The 24,928-nt window shown below is 67.2% G+C and carries 36 protein-coding genes; 15 read left to right on the top strand and 21 right to left on the bottom strand.

Annotation, left to right across the window (positions count from 1 at the left end; genetic code table 11):
• Positions 1–3: 3 nt before the first annotated feature.
• The 21 genes from BXA03_RS14785 to BXA03_RS14875 all read right to left on the bottom strand — a co-directional run bounded on the left by BXA03_RS14785 (position 4) and on the right by BXA03_RS14875 (position 12,872).
• The gene (locus BXA03_RS14785; RefSeq protein ID WP_143476318.1) at positions 4–567 is read right to left on the bottom strand and encodes a hypothetical protein; all 564 of its coding nucleotides are present in this window, start codon (positions 565–567) and stop codon (positions 4–6) included.
• A complete protein-coding gene (locus tag BXA03_RS14790; RefSeq protein WP_076509106.1) occupies positions 564–854 on the bottom strand; it encodes a hypothetical protein in 291 nt (96 codons plus the stop codon). The genes BXA03_RS14785 and BXA03_RS14790 overlap by 4 nt, the downstream gene beginning before the upstream one ends.
• Positions 854–2,617: a DNA cytosine methyltransferase gene (locus tag BXA03_RS14795; protein ID WP_076509109.1), complete on the bottom strand. Its 1,764-nt coding sequence runs from the start codon at positions 2,615–2,617 to the stop codon at positions 854–856. The genes BXA03_RS14790 and BXA03_RS14795 overlap by 1 nt, the downstream gene beginning before the upstream one ends.
• A complete protein-coding gene (locus BXA03_RS14800; RefSeq protein WP_076509111.1) occupies positions 2,611–3,627 on the bottom strand; it encodes a phage Gp37/Gp68 family protein in 1,017 nt (338 codons plus the stop codon). The genes BXA03_RS14795 and BXA03_RS14800 overlap by 7 nt, the downstream gene beginning before the upstream one ends.
• Complete coding sequence (locus BXA03_RS26880) at positions 3,624–3,779, bottom strand: hypothetical protein (protein WP_159444723.1); 156 nt, start codon at positions 3,777–3,779, stop codon at positions 3,624–3,626. The genes BXA03_RS14800 and BXA03_RS26880 overlap by 4 nt, the downstream gene beginning before the upstream one ends.
• Positions 3,776–4,477, bottom strand: coding sequence for a DUF7168 domain-containing protein (locus tag BXA03_RS14805; RefSeq protein ID WP_076509113.1), 702 nt, complete (start codon positions 4,475–4,477; stop codon positions 3,776–3,778). Before BXA03_RS14805 ends, BXA03_RS26880 begins: the two co-directional genes overlap by 4 nt.
• Positions 4,474–5,013 (bottom strand): YfbR-like 5'-deoxynucleotidase, encoded by a 540-nt coding sequence (locus tag BXA03_RS14810; protein WP_076509116.1) that lies wholly within the window; start codon positions 5,011–5,013, stop codon positions 4,474–4,476. The genes BXA03_RS14805 and BXA03_RS14810 overlap by 4 nt, the downstream gene beginning before the upstream one ends.
• Before the next feature lie 10 nt (positions 5,014–5,023).
• Positions 5,024–5,731, bottom strand: a complete 708-nt coding sequence (locus BXA03_RS14815; RefSeq protein ID WP_076509119.1) for a hypothetical protein — start codon at positions 5,729–5,731, stop codon at positions 5,024–5,026.
• 28 nt (positions 5,732–5,759) lie between these two features.
• On the bottom strand, positions 5,760–6,035 hold the full coding sequence (locus BXA03_RS14820; protein WP_234983694.1) for a hypothetical protein: 276 nt from the start codon (positions 6,033–6,035) through the stop codon (positions 5,760–5,762).
• On the bottom strand, positions 6,032–6,460 hold the full coding sequence (locus tag BXA03_RS14825; protein WP_076509125.1) for a hypothetical protein: 429 nt from the start codon (positions 6,458–6,460) through the stop codon (positions 6,032–6,034). Before BXA03_RS14825 ends, BXA03_RS14820 begins: the two co-directional genes overlap by 4 nt.
• 120 nt (positions 6,461–6,580) lie before the next feature.
• Positions 6,581–7,198 carry a DUF3164 family protein gene (locus BXA03_RS14830; RefSeq protein ID WP_076509127.1) on the bottom strand — a complete coding sequence of 206 codons (618 nt, stop codon included), beginning with the start codon at positions 7,196–7,198 and terminating at the stop codon, positions 6,581–6,583.
• Positions 7,199–7,222: 24 nt separating this feature from the next.
• The gene (locus BXA03_RS14835) at positions 7,223–7,456 is read right to left on the bottom strand and encodes a hypothetical protein (RefSeq protein WP_076509130.1); all 234 of its coding nucleotides are present in this window, start codon (positions 7,454–7,456) and stop codon (positions 7,223–7,225) included.
• A 9-nt stretch (positions 7,457–7,465) separates the two neighbouring features.
• Complete coding sequence (locus BXA03_RS14840) at positions 7,466–7,735, bottom strand: hypothetical protein (protein ID WP_076509133.1); 270 nt, start codon at positions 7,733–7,735, stop codon at positions 7,466–7,468.
• Between the two features lie 106 nt (positions 7,736–7,841).
• Positions 7,842–8,021, bottom strand: a complete 180-nt coding sequence (locus tag BXA03_RS14845) for a hypothetical protein (protein ID WP_076509136.1) — start codon at positions 8,019–8,021, stop codon at positions 7,842–7,844.
• Positions 8,021–8,404: a hypothetical protein gene (locus BXA03_RS14850; protein ID WP_076509349.1), complete on the bottom strand. Its 384-nt coding sequence runs from the start codon at positions 8,402–8,404 to the stop codon at positions 8,021–8,023. The genes BXA03_RS14845 and BXA03_RS14850 overlap by 1 nt, the downstream gene beginning before the upstream one ends.
• Before the next feature lie 23 nt (positions 8,405–8,427).
• On the bottom strand, positions 8,428–9,024 hold the full coding sequence (locus tag BXA03_RS14855; RefSeq protein ID WP_076509139.1) for a hypothetical protein: 597 nt from the start codon (positions 9,022–9,024) through the stop codon (positions 8,428–8,430).
• Position 9,025: 1 nt separating this feature from the next.
• Positions 9,026–9,841: an AAA family ATPase gene (locus BXA03_RS14860; protein WP_143476319.1), complete on the bottom strand. Its 816-nt coding sequence runs from the start codon at positions 9,839–9,841 to the stop codon at positions 9,026–9,028.
• Positions 9,838–12,012 carry a Mu transposase C-terminal domain-containing protein gene (locus BXA03_RS14865; RefSeq protein ID WP_076509142.1) on the bottom strand — a complete coding sequence of 725 codons (2,175 nt, stop codon included), beginning with the start codon at positions 12,010–12,012 and terminating at the stop codon, positions 9,838–9,840. The genes BXA03_RS14860 and BXA03_RS14865 overlap by 4 nt, the downstream gene beginning before the upstream one ends.
• Complete coding sequence (locus BXA03_RS27235) at positions 12,009–12,398, bottom strand: helix-turn-helix domain-containing protein (protein WP_234983696.1); 390 nt, start codon at positions 12,396–12,398, stop codon at positions 12,009–12,011. Before BXA03_RS27235 ends, BXA03_RS14865 begins: the two co-directional genes overlap by 4 nt.
• 11 nt (positions 12,399–12,409) lie before the next feature.
• Positions 12,410–12,655 carry a hypothetical protein gene (locus tag BXA03_RS26570; RefSeq protein ID WP_143476320.1) on the bottom strand — a complete coding sequence of 82 codons (246 nt, stop codon included), beginning with the start codon at positions 12,653–12,655 and terminating at the stop codon, positions 12,410–12,412.
• Positions 12,656–12,683: 28 nt separating this feature from the next.
• Positions 12,684–12,872, bottom strand: a complete 189-nt coding sequence (locus BXA03_RS14875; protein ID WP_076509145.1) for a helix-turn-helix domain-containing protein — start codon at positions 12,870–12,872, stop codon at positions 12,684–12,686.
• A 79-nt stretch (positions 12,873–12,951) separates the two neighbouring features.
• Between BXA03_RS14875 and BXA03_RS14880 the strand changes: the two genes are divergently transcribed.
• The 15 genes from BXA03_RS14880 (at position 12,952) to BXA03_RS26885 (ending at position 24,905) form a co-directional block, all read left to right on the top strand.
• Positions 12,952–13,302, top strand: a complete 351-nt coding sequence (locus BXA03_RS14880; RefSeq protein ID WP_076509147.1) for a helix-turn-helix domain-containing protein — start codon at positions 12,952–12,954, stop codon at positions 13,300–13,302.
• 33 nt (positions 13,303–13,335) lie between these two features.
• Positions 13,336–13,635 (top strand): hypothetical protein, encoded by a 300-nt coding sequence (locus BXA03_RS14885; protein WP_076509150.1) that lies wholly within the window; start codon positions 13,336–13,338, stop codon positions 13,633–13,635.
• Between the two features lie 154 nt (positions 13,636–13,789).
• The gene (locus tag BXA03_RS14890; RefSeq protein WP_076509153.1) at positions 13,790–14,359 is read left to right on the top strand and encodes a lysozyme; all 570 of its coding nucleotides are present in this window, start codon (positions 13,790–13,792) and stop codon (positions 14,357–14,359) included.
• Positions 14,356–15,021 (top strand): hypothetical protein, encoded by a 666-nt coding sequence (locus BXA03_RS27240; protein WP_076509156.1) that lies wholly within the window; start codon positions 14,356–14,358, stop codon positions 15,019–15,021. Before BXA03_RS14890 ends, BXA03_RS27240 begins: the two co-directional genes overlap by 4 nt.
• Entirely contained in the window at positions 15,018–15,374 is a 357-nt protein-coding gene (locus tag BXA03_RS14900) for a hypothetical protein (protein ID WP_076509158.1), read from the top strand. The genes BXA03_RS27240 and BXA03_RS14900 overlap by 4 nt, the downstream gene beginning before the upstream one ends.
• A gap of 3 nt (positions 15,375–15,377) precedes the next feature.
• Complete coding sequence (locus BXA03_RS14905) at positions 15,378–15,875, top strand: DUF1804 family protein (protein WP_076509161.1); 498 nt, start codon at positions 15,378–15,380, stop codon at positions 15,873–15,875.
• A gap of 3 nt (positions 15,876–15,878) precedes the next feature.
• The gene (gene terL / locus BXA03_RS14910; RefSeq protein WP_076509164.1) at positions 15,879–17,555 is read left to right on the top strand and encodes a phage terminase large subunit; all 1,677 of its coding nucleotides are present in this window, start codon (positions 15,879–15,881) and stop codon (positions 17,553–17,555) included.
• Positions 17,556–17,568: 13 nt separating this feature from the next.
• Positions 17,569–19,074, top strand: coding sequence for a phage portal protein (locus BXA03_RS14915; protein ID WP_200803383.1), 1,506 nt, complete (start codon positions 17,569–17,571; stop codon positions 19,072–19,074).
• Entirely contained in the window at positions 19,071–20,000 is a 930-nt protein-coding gene (locus tag BXA03_RS14920) for a hypothetical protein (RefSeq protein WP_076509166.1), read from the top strand. Before BXA03_RS14915 ends, BXA03_RS14920 begins: the two co-directional genes overlap by 4 nt.
• 253 nt (positions 20,001–20,253) lie before the next feature.
• Positions 20,254–20,499, top strand: a complete 246-nt coding sequence (locus tag BXA03_RS14925) for a hypothetical protein (RefSeq protein ID WP_076509169.1) — start codon at positions 20,254–20,256, stop codon at positions 20,497–20,499.
• A 7-nt stretch (positions 20,500–20,506) separates the two neighbouring features.
• Entirely contained in the window at positions 20,507–22,924 is a 2,418-nt protein-coding gene (locus BXA03_RS14930) for a phage major capsid protein (protein WP_076509172.1), read from the top strand.
• Positions 22,925–23,054: 130 nt separating this feature from the next.
• On the top strand, positions 23,055–23,747 hold the full coding sequence (locus tag BXA03_RS14935; protein WP_076509174.1) for a hypothetical protein: 693 nt from the start codon (positions 23,055–23,057) through the stop codon (positions 23,745–23,747).
• Positions 23,744–24,247, top strand: coding sequence for a hypothetical protein (locus tag BXA03_RS14940; protein ID WP_076509177.1), 504 nt, complete (start codon positions 23,744–23,746; stop codon positions 24,245–24,247). Before BXA03_RS14935 ends, BXA03_RS14940 begins: the two co-directional genes overlap by 4 nt.
• On the top strand, positions 24,244–24,723 hold the full coding sequence (locus BXA03_RS14945; RefSeq protein WP_076509180.1) for a hypothetical protein: 480 nt from the start codon (positions 24,244–24,246) through the stop codon (positions 24,721–24,723). Before BXA03_RS14940 ends, BXA03_RS14945 begins: the two co-directional genes overlap by 4 nt.
• Complete coding sequence (locus BXA03_RS26885; protein ID WP_234983697.1) at positions 24,720–24,905, top strand: hypothetical protein; 186 nt, start codon at positions 24,720–24,722, stop codon at positions 24,903–24,905. Before BXA03_RS14945 ends, BXA03_RS26885 begins: the two co-directional genes overlap by 4 nt.
• Positions 24,906–24,928: the final 23 nt, after the last annotated feature.

Consider the following 24,928-nt stretch of genomic DNA (forward strand, 5'->3'; position numbering starts at 1 on the left):
GCTTCACTCCTCGCCCGGGCGGCGGTGCACCTCGATGTACTCCCCTTCACCATCCTTCGCCAGACTGACGTACTGCCGCTCGGTGAGCCATTCGAAGGCTTGGACGATGACCGGATCGGCTTCCTCCAGGGTGCGCACGACAGAGCGGCCCGACTCATCCATCAGGGCCAGAACCAAGCGATGCGAATCGCCGGCCCTGCAATGCGCCTGGAGCAACTCGAACATGTGCAGGTCCGCCAGCTGCAGGGCGCGCGCGCTCAACTTGTCGTCCAGCGCCCGGTGCTCGCACCATCTGCTGATCTCGCGGATGAAGATGCTCAACCAGGGCGAGGGATGCTGAGAAGGCAGGCCGGTCGCCTCGGTGGCTTGGCGTGCGCATTCGTCGTAGTCCGGGAGCGGCGTAGCCGGATCCTTCGGGACCAACACCCAGCCTTCGGGCGACACTGCGTCGTTGACCACGGCGGCGAAGTCGCGCGCCAGGTCCATGCTCATCCACCGTCCGGTCTGATGGTCGATCACGTCGGGCCCGAACGCCCCGTCAGGGCGATAGGTGAATCGCTTGCTCATGGTTGCACCAAGTGGGTGAAGAGGTTGCGCTGCCCGATCTCGTCCACGGCCTCTGTGCGGCAGCTGGGGCACAGGTGGCTGTTGGGTCCGACCTGGGTCGCGTGGCCCTCACACATGGCGGCATCGCACGTCCCTTTGCCAGACTTCGAAGGGCCATCGCAGAGGAAGCCGCTGGGGGCGAGGCACGCGGCCTCCTTCCCTTCGATCAGCACGCGGGCAGCGCAGGGCGCGGGCAGCTTCGAGCCCTTCATGTGCACGATCCCGTTGCCCAGGCGATAGAACGGCATCAGGCGGCCCTCCGGCTCTCGTGGAAGTCGCTGTAGTTCGCGGCCACGATCAGGCGCATGGGCAGCGGGCTGACGCTGTTGCCGCACATGCGCACTTGTGCCTTGGCGGAGAGGCGCTTGCCGTCAGCCGTGCGGTCGATGATGTAGCCCGGGGGGAAGTCCTGGGCGTTGTACAGCTCGCGCGGCACCAGCATGCGCAGGCAGATGTCCACGATCACCCATGGCTCGCCCTTGAGCCACACGGTCACCAGCGCGAGGCGGTCGTGCGTGGTGATGGTGGTCATCGGGTCGCGCAGGTCTGCCCACTGGCCCCCGGTGCCGTGGTAGCGCATCAGGAAGGCCGCGCAGCGCAGCGCGCCCGCCTCCTCGTGCTCGGTGAGGCCGTGGCGCAGCTCCGCGGTGATGAGCTGCTGTTGGCTGCCGCTGGTGGTGGCGGTGGACAGCGGCTCCCGCACGTCACGCGCGTGTGTGGCGTTGAACCCGCCGTTCGCCTGCACCAGGTAGGCCGTTGTCAGGCCCTGGCCCGCACCGCTGGCCGTGATCGTGCCCACCGGGCCGCGAATGTCGTTGACGCCGTAGCTCCAACGCTCGCCGCCTGCAGCTCCCTCGCCGTGCCCCATCTGCACCAGCGTGGCGGCGGCAACGCCGAACTTCCCGCCTCCCGCGACGATGGTGCCGAGAGGCTGCTGCGGATCGAGCGCGCGCGGCGCCTGGCGGTCCCGCTCGCCGTATCCCATCTGGATCAGCGTCGCCACCGCCAGGGCCGTCTCGCCCCCGTTGGCCGTGGTGATGGTGCGCAGCGGCTCCTTGGTGCTGTAGGCCGTGTCCCGGCTGTGCGTCACCGGGACCAAGCAGGCCGGTACGATGAAGGGATCGGCGCTGTCCAGCACGAAGCGGCGCAGGCCATAGGCCGTGCGGCGCATCGTCGCCTCGGCCAGCGGCTTCTCGCGGTCGAAGATGCTGCGGCCGGGAATGCTCCAGTCGATGCAGTCGGCGGCAGGGCGGTAGGCCTTGAGCTTGCCCGTGGGCTTCTTCGCGTGGGTCTGCTCGGGCCACGTGATGGGCAGGCCATCGCAGCGGGCCACCAGGTAGAGACGCTTGCGGGTGCTGTGGGCGCCCAGTTGGGCGTTGACGATCACGCGCCACTGCACCACGTAGCCCAGCGAGCGCAGCGCCCCGACGAAGTGCTCCCAGTTGTGGCCCTTGCGCGAAGGGTCGGGCACCAGGAACTGATTGCCGCGCGGCACCTGCTCGCCAGGCTCGGCCACGCGGTGCACGAGCTTGCCCGTCTTCGGGTCGCGCACTCGGTCGAGCGTCAGCACGCGGCCGGTGGTGGGGTCGCGCTTGGCGATCAGCGGTGACCAGACCAGCATCTGCTCCACGTTCTCCAGCGTGATCACGTCCGGCCGCACCTTGCCCGCCCAGCGCAGCACCTGCCATGCGAGGGAGCGGATTTCCTGTTTGCGCGGCTGGCCGCCCAGGGCCTGGGAGTGGTGGGTGCAATCGGGCGACGCGTGCAGCAGGCCCACGGCCTGGCCGCGGGTCACCGCCAGCGGATCCACCTCGCGGATGTCGGCGCGGAAATGCCGGGTCTGCGGGTGGTTCGCCTCGTGCATGCCGATGGCGTCCTCGTCGTGGTTGATCGCCACGTCGACGGGACGGCCGAGGGCCTGCTCGATGCCGGTGGACGCACCGCCGCCGCCAGCGAACAGGTCGATCACCAGCTTGGCGGCCAGCGCCAGCATGAACTGGGGCGTCAGCATGGCGCGACGCCTCCAGCCGCATTCGGCATCTCGTCCCAAGTGCGGCCGTCAAGCAGTCGGCCGGTGGCCTTCTTGCCTGGGCGCTGCATCCAGACATGGTGGTCCCCGCCGGAGCCTAAGTCGCTCCCGTCCTCGCCTGTGTCCGTGAGTCGAACGCGTGGAACGCCGTCGATCAGCGGATAGCCCCAAGACTCCGGGCCCCGCGGCATCCACTCGCCCCACTGCTTGAAGAAGAAGGCGGTGCCGGCGGCATGACATTGGTCGCGCAGGCTGCGCGCCCAGTCCGGGTGCATCGGCCGAGCGCCTTGACCGCTCTCGCCGCCCACGATCACCCAGTCGATGAACCGCTGGCCAGCCTGGGAACCCGTTTCGACCCGCGTGAGCAACTGCGCGTTGAGCTGGATAGGGCCGAGCAGCGGCTCCAGGGACAGATAGCGCACGGCGGCACGCACGTCGAGCAACTCAGAGATACGCTCGTCCGCGCGCCGCTGGTCCTCGGCGCTGACACCCAACCAGACGTTGTACAGCGGCAGGCCGGTCCACACACTCATCGGATTGCCGCTGTACGCGAACTCCAGCTGGGCGATCTGCTTACCGATCAGCGCCTCGCGCACAGGATGCGCAAAGTACTGCCGCATGCGCCGAGCGCGTTTCGTGAGCACCTGGAATGTGTGGCGACGGGCCAGCGCCATCACCGCAAACACTCGGTCAATGACGGCGTCCGGCACCTCCTCGTGGAACAGATCGCCATGCGCGCAGACGAAGATCATGCGCGGGCGGGTCCACTGCAGGGGCTGCTCCATCCAGCCCTCGTTCACACGGATCTCGCCGGTCCATACCGGGCCGGCCGAGGTCATCGTGGTTAAACCGGCTCGGCTGGGGTGGTTCTTCAGGCGCGTGCCGGCCAGCTTCATGGCGTAGCAGAGTTTGCAGCCCGGGCTCTCCAGGCTGCAGCCGGTCACCGGGTTCCAGGTGGCATCCGTCCACTCGATGGTGCTGTGGTCGCTCATACCGTGCTCCGGCGAAGAGGTTGGGACGGGGAGGAAACCGCGCTGCAGCTGCCCTTCCAGGCGAAGCAAACCTGCATGTCGGCATAGCCGAGCTTCGCGAGGATGCAGGCGGTCAGGTACATGGCTCCGACGATGGCGAGGGCGGTCTTCATGTCAGTAACCCCTTGGGCGCCAAGGCACCCACACCGCGGTTGAGCTGGGCCCTTTCTGCCGCCGACATGCCCGCCATGAAATGGCCGGCGTCCGGGTTGCGCTTCAGCTTCTTCTGCCGCACCTTCTCGGTGGTCATGTCCGGGTGCTTCGCCTCCATGTAGTCCAGCAGCAACTGGGCATTGCGCTCGGGCTGGGCGAAGGCTTCCAGCTTGTCCTCAACCCGATAGACCCATCCCTCCGCAAACGCGTCGCCGCGCGCCGTCTTCGTCGCCGGCTTGCAGTTGCGGGGCTGCTTGGCGATGTGGGCCAGGCGGTCACGGGCGCACTGGCGCGACAGGACTTCGTGTGCATAGCCGGCAAGCGTTGGCGCTTCGGACAGGCCCACATAGACGAAGTAGCGCGTGGTCACCACGTTGAAGGCAGCGTTCAAACTGCGCTTCACATTGATGAAGTGATCGCAGCCGAAGGCTTCGTCGATCATCTGCGCGAGCCGCGATTCCCATTGGGTGGCGGACTTGTGGCTGGCCTTCACGCGAACCTCGTTCACGTCGGCCAGGCTGACGTCCCGCTCGGTCAGGCCGTGCAGATCCATTAGCTTGCGCGCCTGGTTCAACGCGACGGCCGCTTCCTCGGGACTGTTACCCCGGGCAACAGCCAGGCATTTCTTGATCTTGGCGAGGGCCTGATCGGGGGTCATTCCGACGCCTCCCCGCGCAGCTGCGCATAGCGGCCCAGGAAGAGGTTGTAGGCCTCTTGCGGCGCCCAGGGGGTGATGGTGATGGACAGGCACGCAACGCCGGCGATCAGCGGCCACTCGTCGTCGTGGGGCGGCATGAGGTCGCGCTGCTCGGTGGCCAGCATCACGCGGTCGAAGTACTTCACGCTCTCGGGCAGCGGCAGCGGCACATTGAAGCGCTCCATCACGGCGGCCTCCACGCGCTTCTCCAGGCGGCGGTACTCCGGCAACAACTCCTTCAGCGGGCGCGGCATGTCGCCCACGAAGGCCTCGGCCGCGTCATGCATGAGCGCCGCATAGGCATCTGCAGGCGGCACGTAGTACGACATCAGCACGCTGTGCTGGGCGACCGAGTAGAAGCGACGGGTGTGGCCGCCGAAACGGCAGAGCTTCGAAAGGGCGGCGGCGATGTCGGTGATGTCGAAGACGGATTGGGCCGGCGCCAGGAAGTTGAAGTAGTTCCCACCGGCGGTGAGGATGTCTGGGCGAGCGGTCATGGTCTGGCCCTCAGTCATCGTGCGGCTCGGCGGCGCGCGACACGTCGTCTTCGTCGAGATCCACATCGAGGCGCGTGCGCCCAACGTACATCGACATCAGGATCGCGTCGAAGCCGCTGATCACGTCAGGTCGGGACGCCGGGGTGACCTGCTTGTCTCGCAGACGAAGAGCGTAAACCTCGCCTTCGCGCGTGACGGCAAGCTGGACCTTCGCGTCGTACTTACTCATCGTCCGGGAATGGAACAGCGCTGACGAGCCAGTTTCGTCGTGCAGATAGAGGTGGCCGCCACCCCCGTGCTCAGCGGGTTCCCACAAGGCATAGAAAGCCTCCTCTTTTCCCTTGTGGAAGCCACCTCTGGCCTCCTCAAGCAGCTCGGACAGCTTCACCACCGAAGGCACTTCCGGCAGCGCGTCGGCGGCGGCCTTCTTCAGCGCCGTCTTAACCGCTTCTGCGTTCATGCTCCCCACGAGGCTGGTCAGCGCATCGTTGAGGACATGCTGAAACTTGGCGACGTCGTCCAGTCGGAGCCCGTGGGGCAACATGCCGCGGAGCTGTTCCTGCAGCCCTTTGCGGAACTCACTATCCCATCCCGTGGCGTCGCGAATGGCCGACGTGATGGCCTCGGTGAGGTGCTTGTCGAGGATGGGTGCCAGCTTCTCCGGCGCGATGGCCGCAGCGACCGCCGCCTCCAGATTTAGTTCGACTTGGATCTTCATGATGGGTGCTCCTGCTGGGCTGATCGCGTCAGCCCTTGATCTCTTCGAGAAATTGCATTGCGGCAGCCAGACGCGGCTGGATGAGCCAGCGCCAAATACCGATGAGGCTGGTGATCGAGAACACCAGGTGTTGCGCCTGCAGGCGCCAGTGGCCCGTCTCGCGGCCGAAGACCCACCAGACGACATTGCTGGCCAGGAAGAGGACGAAGCCCCAGCCTGCGTGGCGGCTATTGAGGGCGAGCAGCAGCGCGCCGGCAGCTCCGAGCACAGCGCCCAGCGTCTCGATCCATTCGAGATACGTCACGGTGCAACCCTCACGTTGCGCTGCAGCCATTCGGTCGCGAGGCGGTTGATGGCGGCCCACTGGAAGGGAAGGAAGTTGTGGTTCCAGATGGGCACGGTGTCGGTCGCACGCGCTTCCGCGAGCTCTTCCTGCAGCTCGGTGCAGCAGAGGTGCACTCCGAACGTGTCGGGCATGCCGGTGTCCACGTTGTGCTCGAACACATCGGCCGCCAGCGGGCCGCCGCATTCCGGGCATCGGATGAAGCCCGGCAGCTCCACGTAGCCGGCGCGGCTGAGCACCACCGGGCCGATGCCCAGCCGCGCCCGGGCCTGGGCAAACTCGACCACCGTCGCAAGCCGGGCTTGCAGGGTCCGCCGGTCGATGTCGACGCGCAGCCGCACCTGGGCGAGGCTGCACGCGGTCTCGATGTGGAATAGGGCGTTCATTCGCCCTGCTCCTTGCCGCGCCCGAAGGCGCCGAAACAGAAGCAGAGAAGAACGATGCCCACGACCACGCCCAACCCGAAGGTGAGCGCGTAGCTGGCGAAGGTGCCGAGCGTCATGGCGTCACACAGAGGCCAGGTCGAGCGCAATGGCGACGTATTCGCCGCTGTGCTCGTCGCGCTCGTAGAAGCGGATGTAGGGCTTGCTGTGCGCGACCTTCATGGAGTCGCCAATGGCATCCATGGCGCGCTGCCAGCGCTCGTCGTCGATCTTGAGGCGGCGCAGACCCAGCACGCGGCCGGTGTTGATCTTGCCGGACGTGTCGACGTCGAACGCGTCGTTGATCAGCGCCTTGATCTCCGCTTTGCTGCCCTTGCTCCATTCCTGGATGCACTCGTCCACCAGTGCCTTGGCGGCTTGCAGACGCTCGTCGAAGACTAGCGTGTCCTGGATGGATCGGATGATCTTGAAGCGGCCGTCGAACGTCGTCAGCGTCACGTTGCCCTTGGCACCGCCCCACTTCGTGTCGTATTCCTTCAGGCTGCGCTCCATGAACTCCTGCACGGCCGCCATCGTGTTCAACTTGAACGCGGTGAGCTTCGCCTGCTCGTCCTTCGCCATGGCCACCAGGGCCTCCACGACCTGCGTGCGGTCCTTGTCGATGGCCTTGATCTTGGAGACCGGGATATAGGCGCCACGGGCGTCTTCCCAGTAGCCCGGGGGGATGTCTTTCTTGCTCATGCGTTTTCCTTTCGGGGTGGTGGATCAGTGGATGGGTGCGCCAGACGGCGCGGTCCCTCGGGCGGCCATGGCGATCTGCATCGCAGCCGTCATGGCGGTGTTGGCAGCGGACTGCGTGCAGCACGGGTGCTGCACGGCGACCGTGCGATAGAGCGATAGCAGCGTGCTGAGGGCGACGTTGTGGTGCTGGTCCTGCAGGCAGGCGCCGAGCTTGTCGATCAGTGCAGCCACCTCGGCTTCAGTCTTCGGATCAGGCATGGCGCCTCCTCAGTGAATGGTTTCCATCAGCTCCAGCAGCGTCACGCCCTGGAGAACCGTGCACTGCGGGGTCACGCAGTACTCGTAGTGCAGCCCGCCCTCTGCGAGCCTTCGCTGGCAGCAGCCGGACTTGTGCAGGTTGCGCATCGCGTTGCCCAGGTGGGTGCCGAACTCCCGCCACGCGCGGTTCTCGGCCAGCAGCTCGGTCACGCTCCACCAGCCGCCGGCACGAAGGAGATGCAGCCATACCTGGCGGGTGCGCTCGGTCGCGTTCGCCATCAGCCAGCCCTCCCGAGCAGCACCCGGAGGCGGTGGGCCAGGCGGGCCCAGCGGCTGCAGCGGTAGACCACCACGGCGCCGGGCTCGAAAGGGAAGCGGGTCGCGCTCATAGCCGACCTCCGCGGACAGCCGTCAGGTGCGCGCCGCCGGGCAGCACGAAGTCGATGTAGTCGCGGTGCGCGTCAGCGATGGCCATGCGGCGGTCGATGCCGTAGAAGCGCATCAGCCGGCGCGCGCGGCGCTTGATCCAGGCCAGCCGAGGCCGCTCGATGTGGATGGCGGGCATCACTCCGCCCCCCTTGGCTTGCGCGGTTTAACTTCGCGCTCCGGCGCGGGCGCGCAGGCAGCCTTGTGCGGGCACTTCTGGCACGCCTGCCAGTGCTGCATCTCGCGCGGGTTGCTGGTGGGCGCGCCGCGCCATGCATAGGCCCGGCAGCGGTCGGCCGTGATGACGACGGGCTCGCCATCACCAGAGTCGGCGGTGAGGTACGGGCAGGCGTACTGCCCGAAGGTGTGGATCACCTTGTCAGCGATGCGGGCGGTGCTCGCCTCGCCGCTGCCGTATTTGGCTTTGGCGTTGAGCACCACGCTCAGCGTTCCTCGACTGATGCCCAACCGCTCCGCCACTTCGAAGTGCTTCATGGCCCGGCAGCGATCCACCAGGATCATGAACCAGGGCTCCTGCGTGTAGCTCACAGCGTGCGGCCCTTTCCTCTGGCGCGCAGATCCGGCGGCGTGGGCCCGAGGTCGACGGTCAGCCCGTAGCGCTTCGCGCCCTTGATGCGTCGGTCGCTGACCTGGATGGCGAGCGGGCACTGCCGCGACCAGGCGAGCAGCAGCTCGCTGGCACGGGTGCGCGCCCGGCCGACGTCCTCGCCCGCGTCCAGCAGCAGGTTGGCCGCCTCCTCCGCCGTGAGCACCTTGCGGATGCACAGGAGCCGCCACAGGCGCCCCGCGAAGGGTTCCACCTGGTCGGCAGGCGTCATGGGGCCGTGCGCAGCTTTGTGCAGCGTCGGCAGCAGCTTCTTGGCCCCCTGCACGGCTTCACAGCCTGCCGAGGTCAGCCGGTATTGAAGGGGCGCCGTGTCCGCCACCCCCGCCTGCGGCGCCAGCTCGATCAGCTTGGCGCGCAGCATGGCGTGGATGGCGGCGCGCGCGGCCGACGTGCTGCGCAGCGACGGCACCCAGGCCGCCAGCGCGCCTTCGTTGAACGTCAGGCTCGAGTCGGCTTCACGGGCCTGCAGCGTGAGCAGCACCACGGCCACCTGCCAGGTCTTGACGGCCGCCATGTCAGGCTCCCACGCGACCGATGGGCGCCGGCTTGAACTCGCTGACCAGGCGCTTGTTGGCGATCTGGCTCGCCTCGACCCGATTGAGGCTGTTCGCCTGGGCCCACGCCTCGATCAGCGGGATCGCGTTCAGGACGCCGCGGATCATGCCCTTGGATTGGCGATGGATCTCCTCGATCACGCCTTCATCGACCGCCACCTCGCACTTGGCCTGCACCGTGGCGCGCACGTCTGCGATGTCCAGCGGCTTCAGCTCCACGTCGCCGCCGACGCGGCTGCCGATCCAGCCGTGGGCGTCAACCTTGAGGCCGAGCTGCTTCATGCCCACCAACACACAGACGATGCCCGTCAGGTCGGTGATGTCGCGCAGCGCCTCCATCAGATCGATGGTCAACTTGGAGCCGGCGCCCTTGAACAGGTGGTCGGCTTCGTCGATGACGATGGGCGTCATGTGCACGCCCAGGTGCGCGATGCACGCGTTCTGGATCTGGGCCACGCTGCCGCGGGGGTCAAGCCCGAGGGCCGATGCCAGCTCGGCCAACATCGACTTGGTCCGCCAAGTGCTCTTCGCGCGCAGGAACACGCCGCCGATGTCCACCGTCCACCGGTTGGTCAGCTCGCTCTTGCCGATGCCGTAGGGGCCGTATACGACCAGCAGGCCGGCCTCGCGTGCGCCACGGCCTTCAACCTGTTTGAACCGTTGCTGCAGCGCCTTGTAGTTCGCCGTTTTGACGAATCCTGGCTTCATGATCACAATCTCCTTGTCTGTGGCATCACCACGTTTGCAGGCACGCTCGGTGAAGGTGGCCGCCTTCACCGGGCACTCTTAAAAATCGCTTCGTCGTCATCCCAGGCCAGCCCCCGGCTCTGGAAGTACTCCCGAAGTCCGGCGTACTCAGCGCCCGCGACGTAGCCCCGCACCCACTGGGTGTCTTCCCCGCTCCACTCGCCGCGATGGCCCATCAGCCACTCGTAGCGGTCGCTCTCGGACTCGAAGAAAGGCCGCCTCAAGGTGGCTCGCACCTCCTCGACTTCGTCGTGGGAAGTGGGGAGGGGCTCGGCAAAGGAAGTCCCCACGACGATGGGCACCAGCACCTCGGGGGCGCTGGGCTCGGGCAGCAAAAGGGTTTCGGCCAGCGGGGGGCCGCTGATCTCGCGCAGGGCCAGCTCGACCTTGTCTTCCAGCCGGCGAACCGCGCGGCGGGCCCGCTGTTCGCGGGCGTGGTCGATGACGGCCTTCGGGAAGTAGTCGCCCTTGCGGCCGTCCCACTTCGCCTGGCAGACGAATTCGCCGGCCGTCGTGTAGATCAACACGAAGCTCGGGTCGTGGATGTCGTAGCGCACCGAGACCTGCTTGCCGTCCACCGCCATGCCCATCAGCTCGTCGGCCGTGTAGTCCTGGTTGAACAGCGTCACGAGGCCGCGCGTGGCGGTGCGCAGCACCGAAGGCATGAAGGTCATGCGCAGCTGCTGCACGTCCAGCTTGACCTGCAGCTCGGGCTCGAACATTGCCTCCCACGCCTCGTCCGGCGTCATGCGCTTGTTGTCTGCGCGCCGAGGCAGGGAGCGATGCCGATGGCATGCGTTGTATTCGGCGACGCCGGCTTCGACGGCATCGAGGAACTGCTGCCAGCTCGGCACCTTGGGCGTCAGCGCCACCACACCGCCGGATGACTCGGCGCGCTTGAGCGCGCGCCGCTCCTTGTCGATGTCTGCGCGAACCTTGCGAAGCGTGCCTTGGTCGACATCGCTACCCTGGTAGGAGCCGAAGCGCCGCGCCACGTTGATCATGTGGGTGCGCCAGCTGCGCTCGATCAGGCCGTGGCCCTGCGGGTGGCCAGCGATGCCGGTGCGGTGATCGCTGCCCAGGCGCTTCATGATCCCGTCGACCGGGCAGTCGAAGACCTTGGCCCGCTCGCCCGCGCCGTTGTCGGAGTAGACGATGGCCCACACGCCCGCGTTGCCGACTGCGTGGCGCATGGCGTCACCGACCGCGATGGTGTTCTCCGACAGCGAGGCAGACCAGCCGCAGACCCGGCGCGTGGCCGCGTCGATCACCAGCGTTACTTCGGGCGCGAAGGGGGCACCGTGATCCGGGTGGCGCACCTTCGCCTTGAAGGTGTGGCCGTCCACCAGACACACGTCCAGCGGGCGCAGCATGCTGGTGTCGCGCTTCTTGTAGGGCAGCTTGGCCGCGCGCTCCGACCCGCTGTGCCGGGCCTTGATGAGCTTGACCTTGTCGACCTTGGCGAGGGCGCGCCGGGCCCGGCCGTAGAGCTGCTCCCAGCTGTCATAGGTGCGGCCAAGATCCTTGGTTACCTCCTTGGCTGCGACCGACAGATTGCGGTAGAGCGCATTTCGGGAGTGGTAGCGCGCCAGCACCTCGGCGACGTCCTCGTCCAGCGCTGCCACTACCTCGCGTGTCTGCTCGGCCGGCAGGAGACCAGACCAGCCATCCGTCTGGTACTGGGAGAGCCAGCGATAGAGAGTGCGGGCGCTGACGGCGGCGGTGCGGGCCCGCCGGTTTGCCAGCCGCGCGGCCATCTGCAGCTCAGCGCTGGCCTGGCCCGTCAGCAACTGCAGCGCCAGCATCTGGCAGGCCTTGTCGCGCCCTTGCAGGCCGGCGAGGTCTATGGCGTGCTGTATCAGGATCAGCCGGGCATCGGCGCAGGCGCGCTCCTGATCGCTGGGCGGGCGGCGGGCCGCCGTGGCCACCGCCGGCAGGGCAGCGGACTGGATGGGCTTGGCGATGGGCGTCGCAAGGGCGGCAGTGGGCAACACCGGCACGGCCGCGATCTGGTTAACCAGGATCGCCTTGCGCGTCTCGGCAGGCAGCGCGCTGCAGTCGTATTCCATGCCGCCGCCGCCTTCACGGCCGGCGCGTTGCCGACTGGGCAGGCCAAGACGCGCCAGCCGCTCACGCGTCCGCCGTTCGGATGAGGGCATGCCGGGTAGGCCTGCCAACTCGCGGGCTGTACGCCAGGTCACGCGGCAGCCCTCGCCAGTTGGGCCTTCGTCCGGCGCAGGGGTGGCTTCTTCGCGGGCGGCCAGATCTCGTCAACTGGCTTACCCAGGATCTCGGCAATACGGTTACGGATACGCGCCGAGACGCTCCGACCACTGATGACCTGCGACATGGTGGGCGTCGACACGCCCAGTTGCTCCGCAATCGCCGCAGGGGTTACCCCCTTCATGCGCAGGCCTGCCTTGATGCGCTCGGGGTCCATTGGCTTGCAGGCGCGCGCAGGCGTGGCGCGATGTCGCGTAAGGAACTGCTTGCAGCGAACGAGATGCACCTGGAAGTAGTCGGGCGGGCAGTACACCAACGAGAGTGCGCCGTCCGTGTGGAGGCGATAGCGCGGCTTCATCACCATGTGTCTGGTCCTCAGCCGTGCTTCTGACGACGCTGACGAACAGCGATGCGCTTGGCGCGGCCGACGTCGTTCATGCCGCACCACAACACAGCTCGCATGGCGCGAATGTGTTTCCGATAGGCAGAGGCGCTTATGCCTTGATCGCTCCGCTGAGCTTCCAACGAGGCGTGTGCAGCGGCAGCGAAGTCCAGCGCTGCGCGCATCGCCTCTTCCATAGCCTGCGCGCCGGTCGCCTTCGTGTTCGGGGCTGGTTTCATGATGCTGTTAAACAGTGTGAAAATCGAATCAGTCGTTGACGGGCAGGCCCAGCTTCAGACGCACCTCTCGGCCTTCACCGAAGTTGCCTTGGCGAAGGCCCCGCACCACATCGCTGACGGTGCGGTACTTGAAGCCGTTCTCGGCGGCGAAGGACTTGAGCGTCTTGCCCTGCTTGCGCAGGCTGTGCTTGATTTCGTTGGCGGTTGGTGTGCGCATGTGTTCGCTGTTAGTCATTGCGAATCGGTGCGAGGAATTATGGGACGAATAAGTCCCGTGTCAAGGATTTATTCGTCCAATGAAGAACGAGTTCGAGGCGGTGGGAGCGCGGATCGCGGAGGTGCGAGGCAGCCTGACAAAGCAGGAGTTCGCACAGCGCATTGGTGTTGACAGAAAGACGGTCGAGCGCTGGGAAGCTGGCGAGCGCCTGCCCGATGGTTCTAAGCTGATGAAGCTTCTGACGGAGTTCGATGCGGACCTGAACTACCTGCTCAACGGAAGACCTCTGGGTGAGGCGCCAGCGCTGAAGGAGGACGAGCGAATCCTGCTGGACAACTACCGCAACAGCCCGCCAGAAGCCAAGGCCGCAATCAAGGCGGCAAGCGATCCGTTCAAGGCGTCAGTGACGTCCAAGAAGAAGGCTGCTTAACAACGGGCCTGCAAGCCCAACACCGGAGGGGTCATGGATTACTTCTTGATCATGGTCGGCGTGGCACTCGTGGTCGGCTTGATTTCCGTTGCCCAGCAGAAGGCCGTTACGGCGCCTGGTCGCGACCTGGCGAACACGTTTGCCGCGTTGGGAACGCTAACTGGGCGTACCGAGCAAGAGATCGTGGATGCTGTAGGCCCAGCCAATGCCATCAGCGCCATGGCTGACGGAGGAAAGCTGATGCAGTGGCAGCGCACCGGCTACCACATCGCGCTTGCCTTCAAGGAAGGGGTGTGTGCAGGCGTTACGCATGAGTACCTGCACCACAACTGAGTTTGCTTGGCTCGTGAGCATCGACCCCCTTTCGACGGCCACCGATTGACCGTGTCGTCGGGGCCGTGCTAAGTTAGAAAGCCCTCAACGAGGACTCAAGGCCGACATCTGTCGGCCTTATTCGTTTGGGCGACGCGGACCACGATCCCGGTCCATGCGAGTCCCCACCACAGTCTGGAAGTTCGGCGCGCCGCTGGCCCTGGCGAGCGCGGGCCTGATGGCGTTCATTGGCCAGTGGGAGCCGGACCACGCCAACCCTGGACGCGTATATGCCGACAACCTGGCCAGCGGCCTGCCCACGGTATGCAACGGCATCACGAAGTACGTGAGCCCGTACCCCGTGGTGATCGGCGACACCTGGTCGCCCGAGCGCTGCGCCGAGGTCGAGCAGCTGGTGATCGAGCGCGGCCAGCTCACGCTGCTCGACTGCGTGAAGACGCGCATCGGGCAGAACACCTTCGACGCCCTCTCATCGTTCGCCCACAACCTCGGCAACCGCAACCTCTGCGAAAGCCGCGCGCTCGGACTGATCAATGCCGGCCGCCTTGCCGAAGGCTGCCGCGCCCTCGCCTTCACCCCTGACGGAAAGCCCAACTGGGCGCTGGTGCGCACCGGCCGCATGTTGCCCAACGGCCAGCCCGAGTACCGCTTCGTCCAGGGTCTCCACAACCGCCGCAAGGCGGAGGCCGCTTGGTGCATCAAGCCCGATGGAGCCAAGCCATGAACGGATTCAAGTCCTACCTCTGGGCCGTGGTCGCGATGCTGGCCTTCGCGGCCATGCTCTTCGGCCTCGGCGCCCTGGCCTACCACGCGGGCGACAACGCGGGCCAGAACCGCGAGCGCGTCATCTGGGTGAAGAAGGAGCGCGACCAGGCCGAAGCCTTCGCGCAGCAGCTCGCCGCCGAGGCCAAGCGCGGTCAACAGGCCTCTGCCGATCTGAATCGCCGGCTGCTCACCCTCAACGATTCCTACACCGCCCTCGAAGGGAAATACCGTGATGTTCTGGCTCGCGTGCCTCTTGTCGTTCCTGCTGCTGTTCGCCCTGTCCGTGTGGCTGGGGGTTCGGGCAGTCCATCGCCAGGTGCTGCTCAGCCGGCCAGCCCTGATGCGGCTGCTGGCCAGCCGAAGCGTGGCGATGTCGATGCTGATCGTTTTCGCCTCAGCCTTGCTGCTGTATGGATGTGGAACAGCTCGCTCGCCGGCACTGATGTCCCGGCCCATTCCTGCGGATCTGCTGACACCTCCGAGCAAGCCTGTGCTGCTGATTCCGGCCTCAGCCTCGCCGACGCCTGGGCCAACCATCACGCCAACGCCAAGAGCTGCGCCGTCGACCGAGAACGACACCGCGCGCTGATCGAGTTCCTCACCGAGAGCCCCGCCCAATGAGCGCACCCGAAGAACAAGACCGCGGCCGTGACAGCGCCCGCACCCAGGAGCTGCTGCTGCTGGGCCAGATCCACGGCATGGTGCAGGCACTGCGCGACGGGCAGGAGGCCACCAACGCCCGGATCGAGGAGCAGGGCCGGACGATCAACGCGCGCATGGAGGCCCAGGGCAACGCGTTCAATGCCCGACTGGAGGGCATCGACGGCCGCCTGCGCACGGTCGAGCAGCGCGCGGCCGTGGCCGGGGCCGTCTCGGGCGGCGCCATGGCGGTCGGCACCGCGCTGATCATCGAAGGCATCAAGGCCTGGTTCCGCGGCGGCGGTGGTGGCGGCGGCATGTTCCCGGGCCCCTGACCCATGGCACACGGCTCGGAGAAGCGCACTACGCTGCGCGGCCTGTACGTCTACCAGCGCCTGCCGATGGAAATCGCCTGCACCAAGGCAGGCGTGCCCAAGTCGACGGGTAATCGCTGGAAGACGGAGGCCAAGGCGGCGGGCGATGACTGGGACAGCGTCCGCTCGGCCGTGGCCCTGGGCGACGAGAACTTCGCCACCATGGGCAAGAAGCTGCTGGAGGACTACCTTGTCCAGCACCAGGCCGCCATGGACATGCTGCGAGACGACAAGAACATGTCCGCCCGCGACCGCGCAGAGACGCTGGCGAGCATGAGCGACAGTTTCAACAAGACGATGGCTTCGTTCCGCCGCCTGTCGCCCGAGTTGAACAAGCAGGCGGTCCAGCTGGACGTGCTGCGCCTGCTGGCCGGGTTCGCCCAGCGCCGCTTTCCCCAGCACGTCGCAGCGCTGCTGGACATGCTCGAACCCTTCGGCGAAGAGCTGGCGAAGGCGGGTTAAACCGTGGCAAAGAAACCGGGCAAGGAGTTCTTCGAAGGCCTTGCGCAGCTCGCCGAGCAGCTGCGCCGCCAGATCGATGCCAACCTCGACGGCTGGGACATCTCGCCGGAGGCCGTGGCAGAGCGCCGCCGCAAGGTGTTCGATCCGATCAGCGGCTATGAATTCTGGGACCGCACCTACTTCCCGCACTACGGCACGGCCGAACCGAGCGAGCTGCACAAGTACCTGTATGAGCGCCTGCCGCGCATCGTCGCCACGAAGGCCGGCCAGCGCGATGCCATCGCCGCGCCACGGGGTGAAGCCAAGTCCACGAAGGTCTCCATGTCCTTCGTGCTCTGGACCGTCATCACCGGGATCAAGTGGTATCCGGTGATCGTGATGGACGCATTCGAGCAGGCCGCCGAAATGCTCGAAGCGATCAAGGCCGAGCTGGAGGCCAACCCGCGGATCGCGGGCGACTTCCCCGAGGCTGCGGGCCAGGGTAAGGTCTGGCGGGCCGGGGTGATCGTCACGGCCAACGGCCGAAAGATCGAGGCTTTCGGCTCGGCCAAGAAGATCCGGGGCCGCCGCCATGGTTCTCACCGTCCTGACCTGGCCATCATGGACGACATCGAGAACGACGAGAACGTCCAGACGCCAGCGCAACGGGACAAACTCGCCAAGTTCGTGACGGCCAGCGTGCTCAACCTGGGCCCGCCCGATGACAGCATGGACGCCATCATCATCGGGACGGTGCTGGCCTACGACTCGGTGCTTGCGCGGTTCCTGAAGAACCCGATGTGGCACGGCAAGGTCATGAAGGCCATCATCCAGTGGCCGGATGACATGGACAAGTGGGACACCTTCGAGGGCCTGCTGCTCAACGCCGGCTCGCCCGATGAAGGGATGGCCTCGGCCATGGCCTTCTACGAAGAGAACAAGGCGGCCATGGACAAGGGCGCCAAGGTCTCCTGGCCGGCTCTGCGCCCGCTGGTCAAGCTCATGATCAAGCGGGCCCGCGAGGGCCACGGCGCCTTCGACAGCGAGCAGCAGAACGACCCCACGGCCGGTGACGACGCACCTTTCGCCGACAGCATCCGCTTCTGGGTGAATCGCCTCGCCGAGTGGATCTTCTACGGCGCCTGCGATCCGTCGCTCGGCCGTGCTGGCAAAGGCCGGACCAACAAGACCGATCCGAGCGCCATCGGCATTGGCGGCTACCAGCGCGCGCTGGGCATCATGGATGTGGTCGAGGCCAAGATCAAGAAGCGCACGCCCGACCGGATCATCAGCGACATCATCGAGCTGCAGCGGGAGTACTGCTGCATCGTGTGGGGCATAGAAAGTGTGCAGTTCCAGGAGTTCCTGCGCACCGAGCTGATCAAGCGCAGCGCCCAACAAGGCGTGCCGGTGCCCGCCCGCGCGCTCACGCCGATCACGGACAAGGATCTGCGCATCGAGAGCCTGCAGCCCCACATGCACAACGGGCTGATCCGGCTGCATTCCAGCCAGTCGACGCTGATCGACCAGTTCCGCCACTTCCCCAACGCTGACCACGACGACGGTCCCGACATGGTCCAGATGCTCTGGACGCTGTGCGTGACCGGTGGCGTGGCGGCGGCCGCCCAGGGGGGCGCCAAGGCCCCCGCCCAGACCGCGCGGGAGCGCTACGGCCGCCAGGCGCGGCGCATGTTCCGCTGACCACGAGACCACCATGAGCCTGCTCACCCGCATCGCCGAGGCCCTTGGCCTTCAGTCCAGCCCCGCCACAGCCGAGCCCATGCGCGAAGCCGCCGCCGTCCAGAGCAAAGACGAACCCGGGTGGACGCGCCTGACGGGCGACGGCACCGGCCGCTACAACGAGCGCGACCTGGCGCCGCTGGCGCAGGACCGCATGGTGAAGCTGGCGGAATACCTGTGGCAATCCAACCTGCTGGCCAACCGCCTGGTGGAGCTGACGCTTGCCTACCTGCTGGCCGAAGGTGTGACGCTGCAGTGCAAGGACGATCAGCACCAGAAGGTGCTCGACCGTTTCTGGAACGACCCCATCAACAACTGGCCCATGAAGCTGGAACCCCGCGTGCGCGAGCTGTTCCTGGCCGGGGAGCAGTGCTACATCTGCCACGTCAACGAAGGCAGCGGCATGGTGCGCCTGGGCTACCTTGACCCGCGGCAGATCTCCACCGTGGTGATGGACCCGGACAACCCCGAGCAGCCCATCGGCGTGGTCACTCGGAAAGACACCAAGGGGCGCTACAACAAGTTCCGCGTCGTGGTGCTGGGCGACGATGCCGAGCTGTTCACTCAGCGCACGGCCCAGATCCGCGAGAACGACTTCCAAGATGGGGAGTGCTTCCTCTTCCAGATCAACAAGCTGCCCAGTGGGACGCGCGGCCGGTCAGACCTGCTGGGCCAGATGGACTGGCTGGACGCCTACGACAACTTCCTGTTCGACGAGATCGACCGGATCGGCTTCCTCCGCTCGTTCGCCTGGGACGTGACAATGGCGGGCGCGGACGAGGACAAGGTCAAGGAGTTCGAGAAGAACTTCACGCCCCCCGCGCCCAACAGCACCTTCGTCCACAACGACTCGGTCAAGCTTGAAGCGAAGTCCCCCAGCCTCCAGGCGGCCGACACCAGCACCAGCGCCCGCCTTCTGCGCAACCACGTCCTGGGTGGTGCCACGGTGCCCGAGCACTGGTTCGGCGGCGGCGGCGACGTCAACCGCGCGGCGGCCTCGGAGATGGGCGAGCCCACGTTCAAGGTGCTCACCAGCCGGCAGACCAAGCTGAAGCTGATGCTCGAGGAGATCGGCCGCTACGTGCTGATGCAGTCGGACCGCAGCGGCGACACGCCGGACTGGAGCGATCCGGCGTGGCAGGTGACGGCCGTCTTCCCTGAGCTGATCAATGCCGACCTGACGAAGTTTGCCGCCGCTATGCAGGGCGTGGTCAACGCTGTCTCGATGCTGATCGACAAGGGCCTGATGACCGAGGAAACCGCCCTGGGCATCGTGGCCGACGTTGCGCAGCGCTTCGGGCAGGAGTTCGACGCCAAGGCAGAGCTGCAGCAAGCCCGCGCCGAGCACGCCCAGCGAAAGGCCGCCCAGGCCGCCCAGGACGTGTTCAACCTGCCTGCGGATCTCCAGCAGGCCGCGCGGGACAGCGGCAGCGGCGCATCCACGCCCGCGCCAGCTCCTGGGCCCGCCCCGGGCGCATGACGCCGGAGCAGAAGTCCTTCCAGGCCGCGCTGGCTGAGCGCCTGCGTGAGCGGGCGCGCACCCAGCTGTCGGGCGAGACCCAGGTGCTCAAGCAGCTGGCCCAGGCACGCGCCAGCATCTTGTCCATCCTGGCGGGTCTGCCGTCGGACTATCAACAGTGGCAGCTCTCACGCCTTCTGGGCCAGATCAACGACGTGATCGACGGGGCAACCACCCAGGCCGGCGTGCTGTTCGACAGCACTGCCCGGGCGATCTGGCAGCAGGGCGAGGACTTCATCGACAAGCCGCTCGCCGTGATCGGCCGCGCCGTGGAGCTGCAGCTGCCCCTCCTCGACACCCGCGTCCTGACGGCGATGCGCAGCTTCGGCCAGCTGCGCCTCAAGGACGTGGGGAGGGAAGCCACCAGCAAGATCGGCGCGCAGCTCAGCCAGGTCACCATCGGCGCCCAGCCGGTCCAGGACGCCGTCCGGGCCATCCAGGCCCAGCTGGCGGGCCCGACGCCCGTGCGCGCGACCACCATCGTGCGCACTGAGGTTGGCCGGGTGTTCGCGGTGGCCAGCGAGGACCGCCTGGAGCAGGCGGCCGACCTGGTGCCGGATCTGCAGAAACAGTGGCGGCGCAGCGCCAAGATCCACAGCCGGTGGACGCACGACCTGATGGACGGCCAGGTCGTGGGGGCGAAGGAGTCGTTCAAGGTGCCCAATCCCGGCGGCGGCTTCGACATGATGAAGTGCCCCCACGACCCTCAGGCACCCGCCGAGCAGGTGATCAACTGCGGCTGCGTGATGCTCCCGACCATGAAGGGATGGCAGGTGATGACCCCGGGCGCCAAGCCTTTCACCAAGAAAGAGCTTCAACAGGACGGCCGAAAAGCTGCCCTTGACCAGGCCGCCAAGCGCGCCGGACGGCGGCAGGAAACCGCCTGAAACGGCTCGAGGCCGTAGGAGCCGCGATCCGACCTCCACGCCACCAGGGTATGGATTTTTCCGGCGCGGCCCGCCATCGCACGGTTTGCGTGGAGTTAAACCTATTCCCGGCCCCACCCGGCGGTCTGGAGTTCGGCCGGGGGCCGTGGTAGCCTGAAAACGCTCTCCACGGGCCCCGGCCGACGCCTGTCGGCCTTATCTATATGTCGGCCGTCGCTGACAGTCGCTCCATCCCTTATCTGGAGCGATCTCGATGTCCGATCCCACCCAGGCCGACAAGGCCGCCAAGCAGCTGACCGCGAACGATGCGGCCAAGCTCGTGCGCCGCACCGTCGTGGAGACGGTCGACGGCAAGGACAACGACGGCAACGCCGTCAAGGTCCAGAAGCCCAAGAAGGTCGGCGTGACCGCCTCCGAGGTGCTGGACTTCAAGGACTACGGCAGCCACGTCGTCGTGGTCACCCGAGACGGCCAGAAGCTGTCGAGCCTGGACGCCTGAACCGCCCATGGCCGTCAAGCTGATTCCCGCGGGCAGCGGCTTCGCCCGCATCACCGAGGCCGTCACCACCGAGTACAGCCAGCTCATCGAGCTGGTGCGCCAGGCGGTCCTGGCCAAGGTGCGCCTGGCCGGCGGCATCACGAGCGACTACTACGTCGACGTGCGCGGCATCTGGCCCGACCAAGTGGTGGTATGCCTGCGCGGCCGGCTCTACGCCTACCCCTACACCATCGACGCCACCAACACCGTGTCGGTGGGCGACGAGCAGGAGGTCGTGGCGAGCTATCAGCCAGTGGCAGGCGCCGACCCGGCGCCGGTGCGCGAGAGCGCCCAGCAACCGGGCGGCCGGCGCCCCAATGTCGTGGTCATCGATGACGGGCAGCTCGGCGGCGATATCGCGGCGGTGCTGCGCGAAGCCGCGGACGGCTCCATCCAGGTCACCCTGCTGCGCGCCGGCCAGTCGCTCAACGGCAACTACTACCCGGACGCTGTGCTGCGCGAAGCGGCGCCCCAGTTCGAGGGGGTGCGCGTCTTCGTCAAGAGCGACGACGAGCACACCAAGGGCACCGGCAAGTCCGTGCGCAACCTGATCGGCGGCGTCTACGGCGTGCGCTTCGTCGAAGGCAAGGGCGCCGACCAGGGTGCGCTGACGGGCACCTTCAAGCCGCTGGACCCCAAGGATGCCTCCGTGGTCAAGATGACCGAGGCGGTCAAGCGCGGCCTGGCTGGGCTGCTGGGCCTGTCCATCGACGCAGTCGCTCAGACCAAGAAGCGCCAGCAAGGCCGCGAGGTGCTGCGCGAGGCCGCCAAGTTCATCAAGGTTCATTCCGTCGACCTGATCGTCGAGCCGGGCGCTGGTGGCGGCCTGGATCGTCTCACCGAAGCCACCGCCACCGACATCTCCCCCAACTCCCCCGAAGGAAGCACCATGCCCCTGTGGAAGAAGCGCCTGCTGGAGGCCATCCAGGCCAAGGATCCGGCCGCGCACGCCAAGATCGACCCCGCCACCATCGGTGACGACGAGCTGGTCAACCTGCACGAGTCGGTCTGCGGCTCGCTGGTGACGCCGCCCGGCACGTCCCGCGTCACCGAGGCCGCTCAGCAGGGCGAGAACGCCCCCATCACGCGCGCTGACCTGGCCATGTTCCAGCTGCGCCAGACGGCCGTGACGCGCATCGGCGCCAGCAAGCTGCCGCAGCCGGCCAAGGATCGCCTGGCCACCCGGTTCAACGCGCTGGAGCGCTTCACCGAGGCCGAGATCGATTCGGCCATCAAGGACGAGGGCGACTACCTGGCCCGCTTCACCGAGTCCGGCGCCGTTCGCGTGCCGTCCTTCGGCACCGTGTCGGTGGAAGACCGCAGCGCCGTCATCAAGGGCATGCTGGACGCCTTCTTCGACCCGGCCCACAAGGACCACCGCAACGTCCAGTCGTTCCGCGAATGCTACGTGGAGATCACGGGCGACCGCCGCGTGACCGGCCGCATCGAGAACTGCGACCTGAGTCGCCTGTCGGAGAGCCTGGGCATCATGCGCGAGTCGGTTTCCAGCTCGACCTTCTCGGCCGCGCTGGGCGACAGCATCACCCGCCGCATGCAGGTCCTGTACCTGGGCATGGCGGATCTGGACACCTGGAAGAAGGTGGCGATCTGGGGCCCGGTGAACGACTTCCGCACGCAGGAACGCATCCGCATCGGCGGCTATGGCAACCTGCCGGCCGTGGCCCAGGGCGCCGCCTACCAGGCGCTGACCAGCCCGGGCGACGAGAAGGCGACCTATGCCGTCAGCAAGCGCGGTGGTACCGAGGACGTGACGCTGGAGGCGATCAAGAACGACGACGTGCAGGCGCTGCGCCGGATCCCGCTGGAGCTGGCCCTGGCCGCCAAGAACACGCTGTACGAGTTCGTGTTCGACTTCTATCGCTCGAACCCGACGATCTACGACACCAAGGCCCTGTACCACGCGGACCACGGCAACCTGTTCACGGCCGCGCTTTCGGCCGCCGAATTCGCCGCGCACCGCCTGGCCATGCAGAAGCAGACGCGCGCCGGCAGCGGCAAGCGGCTGGCCACGGCGCCCACCGCGCTGCTGGTGCCCTTCGAGCTTCAGGAGACGGCCTACAACCTGTTCGTGCGCGGCCAGAACCTGGACAAGACCTTCGTCCAGACCATCAACCCGGAAGTCATTCCGGTGTCGTACTGGACCGATGGCAACGACTGGGTGACGGTGGGCGACCCCAACCGCACGCCTGTGGTGGAGATCGGCTTCCTCGACGGCCGCGAAGAGCCCGAGCTGTTCGTGCAGGACATGCCCAACGTCGGCTCCATGTTCACCAACGACAAGGTGACCTACAAGATCCGCCACATCTACGGCGGCAACGTGCTGGTCGACGGCTTCAAGGCCACCACCAAGGCCGTGGTGGCCTGAAGAAGAACCTGAACGCCCGCGAAGGGCAAGCAGTGAGGGTGGCGCCCTACGCCCCCGCCTCCGAATGGAGGCGGGTTTCTCCAGGCGCCGCCCTGGCCCCTGAAGAAACCCGACGCCCCGTTTAACTTCCATGGCCCTGTCCGACTACCAGCAGCTCGTGCGCCGTCTCATCGGCGGCTCGGACGCGACCGCGAGCGATGGCGACATCGACGACGCCATCGGCCTGGCGCTGGTCCGTTACAGCGCCGACATGCCCCGCGTGCTGATCCGCGACACGGCATGGCTGGTGTCCGGCTATCTCGGCCCGCTCCCCGCCGGCTGGGAGACGGCCAGCAAGGTTCTCTCGGCGGAATACCCCATTGGCCGCCAGCCGCCCCGCATCATCCCCGCCTCAATCTACGAGGACGACGGCGGCGCCGTGCTGGTGACCGTCGACTCGCTCCCGGCCGCTGCCGAGGTGCGGATCTCCTTCTCGGCACCGCACATGCTGACCGACCAGGCCGACACCATCCCGCTGGTGCACCGCGAGGCGGTGGCCAGCTATGCGGCGCATTCGCTGTGCCGCCAGCTGGCGGCGCGCTTCAGCGGGGAGCGCGAGGCGTCCATCAATGCGGATGGGAGCAACACCGAGAGCCGGGCACGCAACTATGCGGCCCGGGCCAAGGAATACCGGGCCGTCTACTACGGCGCGCTCGGCAAGCCGGATCCTGCCCTGTTGACGAGCGGCCAGACCGCCGGGTCGGGTGCGACGCCGGCTGCATCAGTGGGCAGCTGGCCCGGGCGGCCGCGCAACCGTCTGACCCGCATGGGGCTGGACCTGTGAGCGCGCTTGCCCTGAGCGCGCCCGCCCTTGCGGCCATCAGCCAGGGGCTGCAGCAGGATCCGGCCATGGCGCGGCGCGAGCTGCTCATCACGATGACCGAGGCCACGCTGCTGGTCGAGCGCGAGGCGAAGGAACGTATGCCGCGCGGCGCCACGGGGTTGACGGCACAGAGCATCCAGTCCGACGCCTTCAGCACGCCCGCCGGGGTGCTGGGCGTGGTCGCCAGCTCGCTGCCCTCGGCGGGTGCCGTCGAGTTCGGTACCCGCCCGCATATGCCGCCAGTCTCGGCCCTGGTGCCGTGGGTGCGCGCCGTGCTGGGAGTGTCGGCCAAGGAGGAGCTGGGCGTGGCCTACCTGGTCGCCCGCAAGATCGCCCGCCGCGGCACGGAAGCCCAGGCCCCGTTCGCCAAGGCCATCGCGGCGACCGAGTCGCAGGTGCTGCGCATGTTCGAGGCCGCTGCTGTCCGCATCGCCGCGCGCATGGCCGGAGGTGCAGCGTGAGCACCGTGGCCGAAGTGCGGGCCGCCATCGCGGCTGCCGCCCGCGCCGTGCCTGACTTCGGCCAAGTGCATGAGTACGAGCGGTACGTGCGCGACGAAGCGAAGTTCAAGCAGCTCTACACCTTCACGCCGTCGAACGGTCCGTTGCAGCTTCGCGGCTGGTGGATGCGCCGGGTGCGCACGGTGGAGCGCTCGCCTCACATCGGCCGCGTCATCAACGTTCACGACTGGCGCATGCGGGGCTACATGTCGCTCGCCGACGCCGACGCGTCCGAGCTGGAGTTCGACCGGCTGATCGAAGCCTTCCGCGATGCGGTGCGCGCCGACCCGACCTTCGGCGGCGTGTGCATCCCCGGCGACCAGGTCGACGGCGACACCCAGAGCGGCGTCCAGGTCGAAGACCTGAACCCCGTGCTGTTCTGCAACGTGCTGTGCAACAGCGCGGTGCTTTCCCTCAAGACCTGGAGCTACCTGTGACCCGAAGGCCCAACGTTGACACCGACACCCCCGTGCCCGCGGCCCAAGCGCCGGCCGCGCCCCAACCGGCCCCCGCGCCCGAAGCGCCCGCCGCCGACGAACACGCCGGCCGGGGCGGCCTGTACGAAATGCGCGACGGCAAGCGCGTACTGATCGAGCGCGGCGGCGACGCCCAGGCCTGATCGGCAGACCCCACCCACAAGGA

This window comes from Pseudacidovorax sp. RU35E (assembly GCF_900156165.1).
In the GTDB taxonomy this organism is placed as follows: domain Bacteria; phylum Pseudomonadota; class Gammaproteobacteria; order Burkholderiales; family Burkholderiaceae_C; genus Xenophilus.

Bases quoted from the DNA above. Each gene is read 5' to 3' on its own strand.
- BXA03_RS14825 (WP_076509125.1), bottom strand. From the start codon at position 6,460: ATGAACGCCCTATTCCACATCGAGACCGCGTGCAGCCTCGCCCAGGTG.
- BXA03_RS14785 (WP_143476318.1), bottom strand. From the start codon at position 567: ATGAGCAAGCGATTCACCTATCGCCCTGACGGGGCGTTCGGGCCCGAC.
- BXA03_RS14855 (WP_076509139.1), bottom strand. From the start codon at position 9,024: ATGGCGGCCGTCAAGACCTGGCAGGTGGCCGTGGTGCTGCTCACGCTG.
- BXA03_RS14790 (WP_076509106.1), bottom strand. From the start codon at position 854: ATGCCGTTCTATCGCCTGGGCAACGGGATCGTGCACATGAAGGGCTCG.
- BXA03_RS14880 (WP_076509147.1), top strand. From the start codon at position 12,952: ATGAAGAACGAGTTCGAGGCGGTGGGAGCGCGGATCGCGGAGGTGCGA.
- BXA03_RS14840 (WP_076509133.1), bottom strand. From the start codon at position 7,735: ATGGCGAACGCGACCGAGCGCACCCGCCAGGTATGGCTGCATCTCCTT.
- BXA03_RS14835 (WP_076509130.1), bottom strand. From the start codon at position 7,456: ATGCCTGATCCGAAGACTGAAGCCGAGGTGGCTGCACTGATCGACAAG.
- BXA03_RS27235 (WP_234983696.1), bottom strand. From the start codon at position 12,398: ATGGTGATGAAGCCGCGCTATCGCCTCCACACGGACGGCGCACTCTCG.
- BXA03_RS14845 (WP_076509136.1), bottom strand. From the start codon at position 8,021: ATGCCCGCCATCCACATCGAGCGGCCTCGGCTGGCCTGGATCAAGCGC.
- BXA03_RS26880 (WP_159444723.1), bottom strand. From the start codon at position 3,779: ATGAAGACCGCCCTCGCCATCGTCGGAGCCATGTACCTGACCGCCTGC.
- BXA03_RS14805 (WP_076509113.1), bottom strand. From the start codon at position 4,477: ATGACCCCCGATCAGGCCCTCGCCAAGATCAAGAAATGCCTGGCTGTT.
- BXA03_RS14890 (WP_076509153.1), top strand. From the start codon at position 13,790: ATGCGAGTCCCCACCACAGTCTGGAAGTTCGGCGCGCCGCTGGCCCTG.
- BXA03_RS14815 (WP_076509119.1), bottom strand. From the start codon at position 5,731: ATGAAGATCCAAGTCGAACTAAATCTGGAGGCGGCGGTCGCTGCGGCC.
- BXA03_RS14925 (WP_076509169.1), top strand. From the start codon at position 20,254: ATGTCCGATCCCACCCAGGCCGACAAGGCCGCCAAGCAGCTGACCGCG.
- BXA03_RS14830 (WP_076509127.1), bottom strand. From the start codon at position 7,198: ATGAGCAAGAAAGACATCCCCCCGGGCTACTGGGAAGACGCCCGTGGC.
- BXA03_RS14800 (WP_076509111.1), bottom strand. From the start codon at position 3,627: ATGAGCGACCACAGCACCATCGAGTGGACGGATGCCACCTGGAACCCG.
- BXA03_RS14920 (WP_076509166.1), top strand. From the start codon at position 19,071: ATGACGCCGGAGCAGAAGTCCTTCCAGGCCGCGCTGGCTGAGCGCCTG.
- BXA03_RS14885 (WP_076509150.1), top strand. From the start codon at position 13,336: ATGGATTACTTCTTGATCATGGTCGGCGTGGCACTCGTGGTCGGCTTG.
- BXA03_RS14905 (WP_076509161.1), top strand. From the start codon at position 15,378: ATGGCACACGGCTCGGAGAAGCGCACTACGCTGCGCGGCCTGTACGTC.
- BXA03_RS14875 (WP_076509145.1), bottom strand. From the start codon at position 12,872: ATGCGCACACCAACCGCCAACGAAATCAAGCACAGCCTGCGCAAGCAG.
- BXA03_RS14935 (WP_076509174.1), top strand. From the start codon at position 23,055: ATGGCCCTGTCCGACTACCAGCAGCTCGTGCGCCGTCTCATCGGCGGC.
- BXA03_RS14930 (WP_076509172.1), top strand. From the start codon at position 20,507: ATGGCCGTCAAGCTGATTCCCGCGGGCAGCGGCTTCGCCCGCATCACC.
- BXA03_RS14900 (WP_076509158.1), top strand. From the start codon at position 15,018: ATGAGCGCACCCGAAGAACAAGACCGCGGCCGTGACAGCGCCCGCACC.
- BXA03_RS14810 (WP_076509116.1), bottom strand. From the start codon at position 5,013: ATGACCGCTCGCCCAGACATCCTCACCGCCGGTGGGAACTACTTCAAC.
- BXA03_RS27240 (WP_076509156.1), top strand. From the start codon at position 14,356: ATGAACGGATTCAAGTCCTACCTCTGGGCCGTGGTCGCGATGCTGGCC.
- BXA03_RS26570 (WP_143476320.1), bottom strand. From the start codon at position 12,655: ATGAAACCAGCCCCGAACACGAAGGCGACCGGCGCGCAGGCTATGGAA.
- BXA03_RS14915 (WP_200803383.1), top strand. From the start codon at position 17,569: ATGAGCCTGCTCACCCGCATCGCCGAGGCCCTTGGCCTTCAGTCCAGC.
- BXA03_RS14850 (WP_076509349.1), bottom strand. From the start codon at position 8,404: ATGATCCTGGTGGATCGCTGCCGGGCCATGAAGCACTTCGAAGTGGCG.
- BXA03_RS14795 (WP_076509109.1), bottom strand. From the start codon at position 2,617: ATGCTGACGCCCCAGTTCATGCTGGCGCTGGCCGCCAAGCTGGTGATC.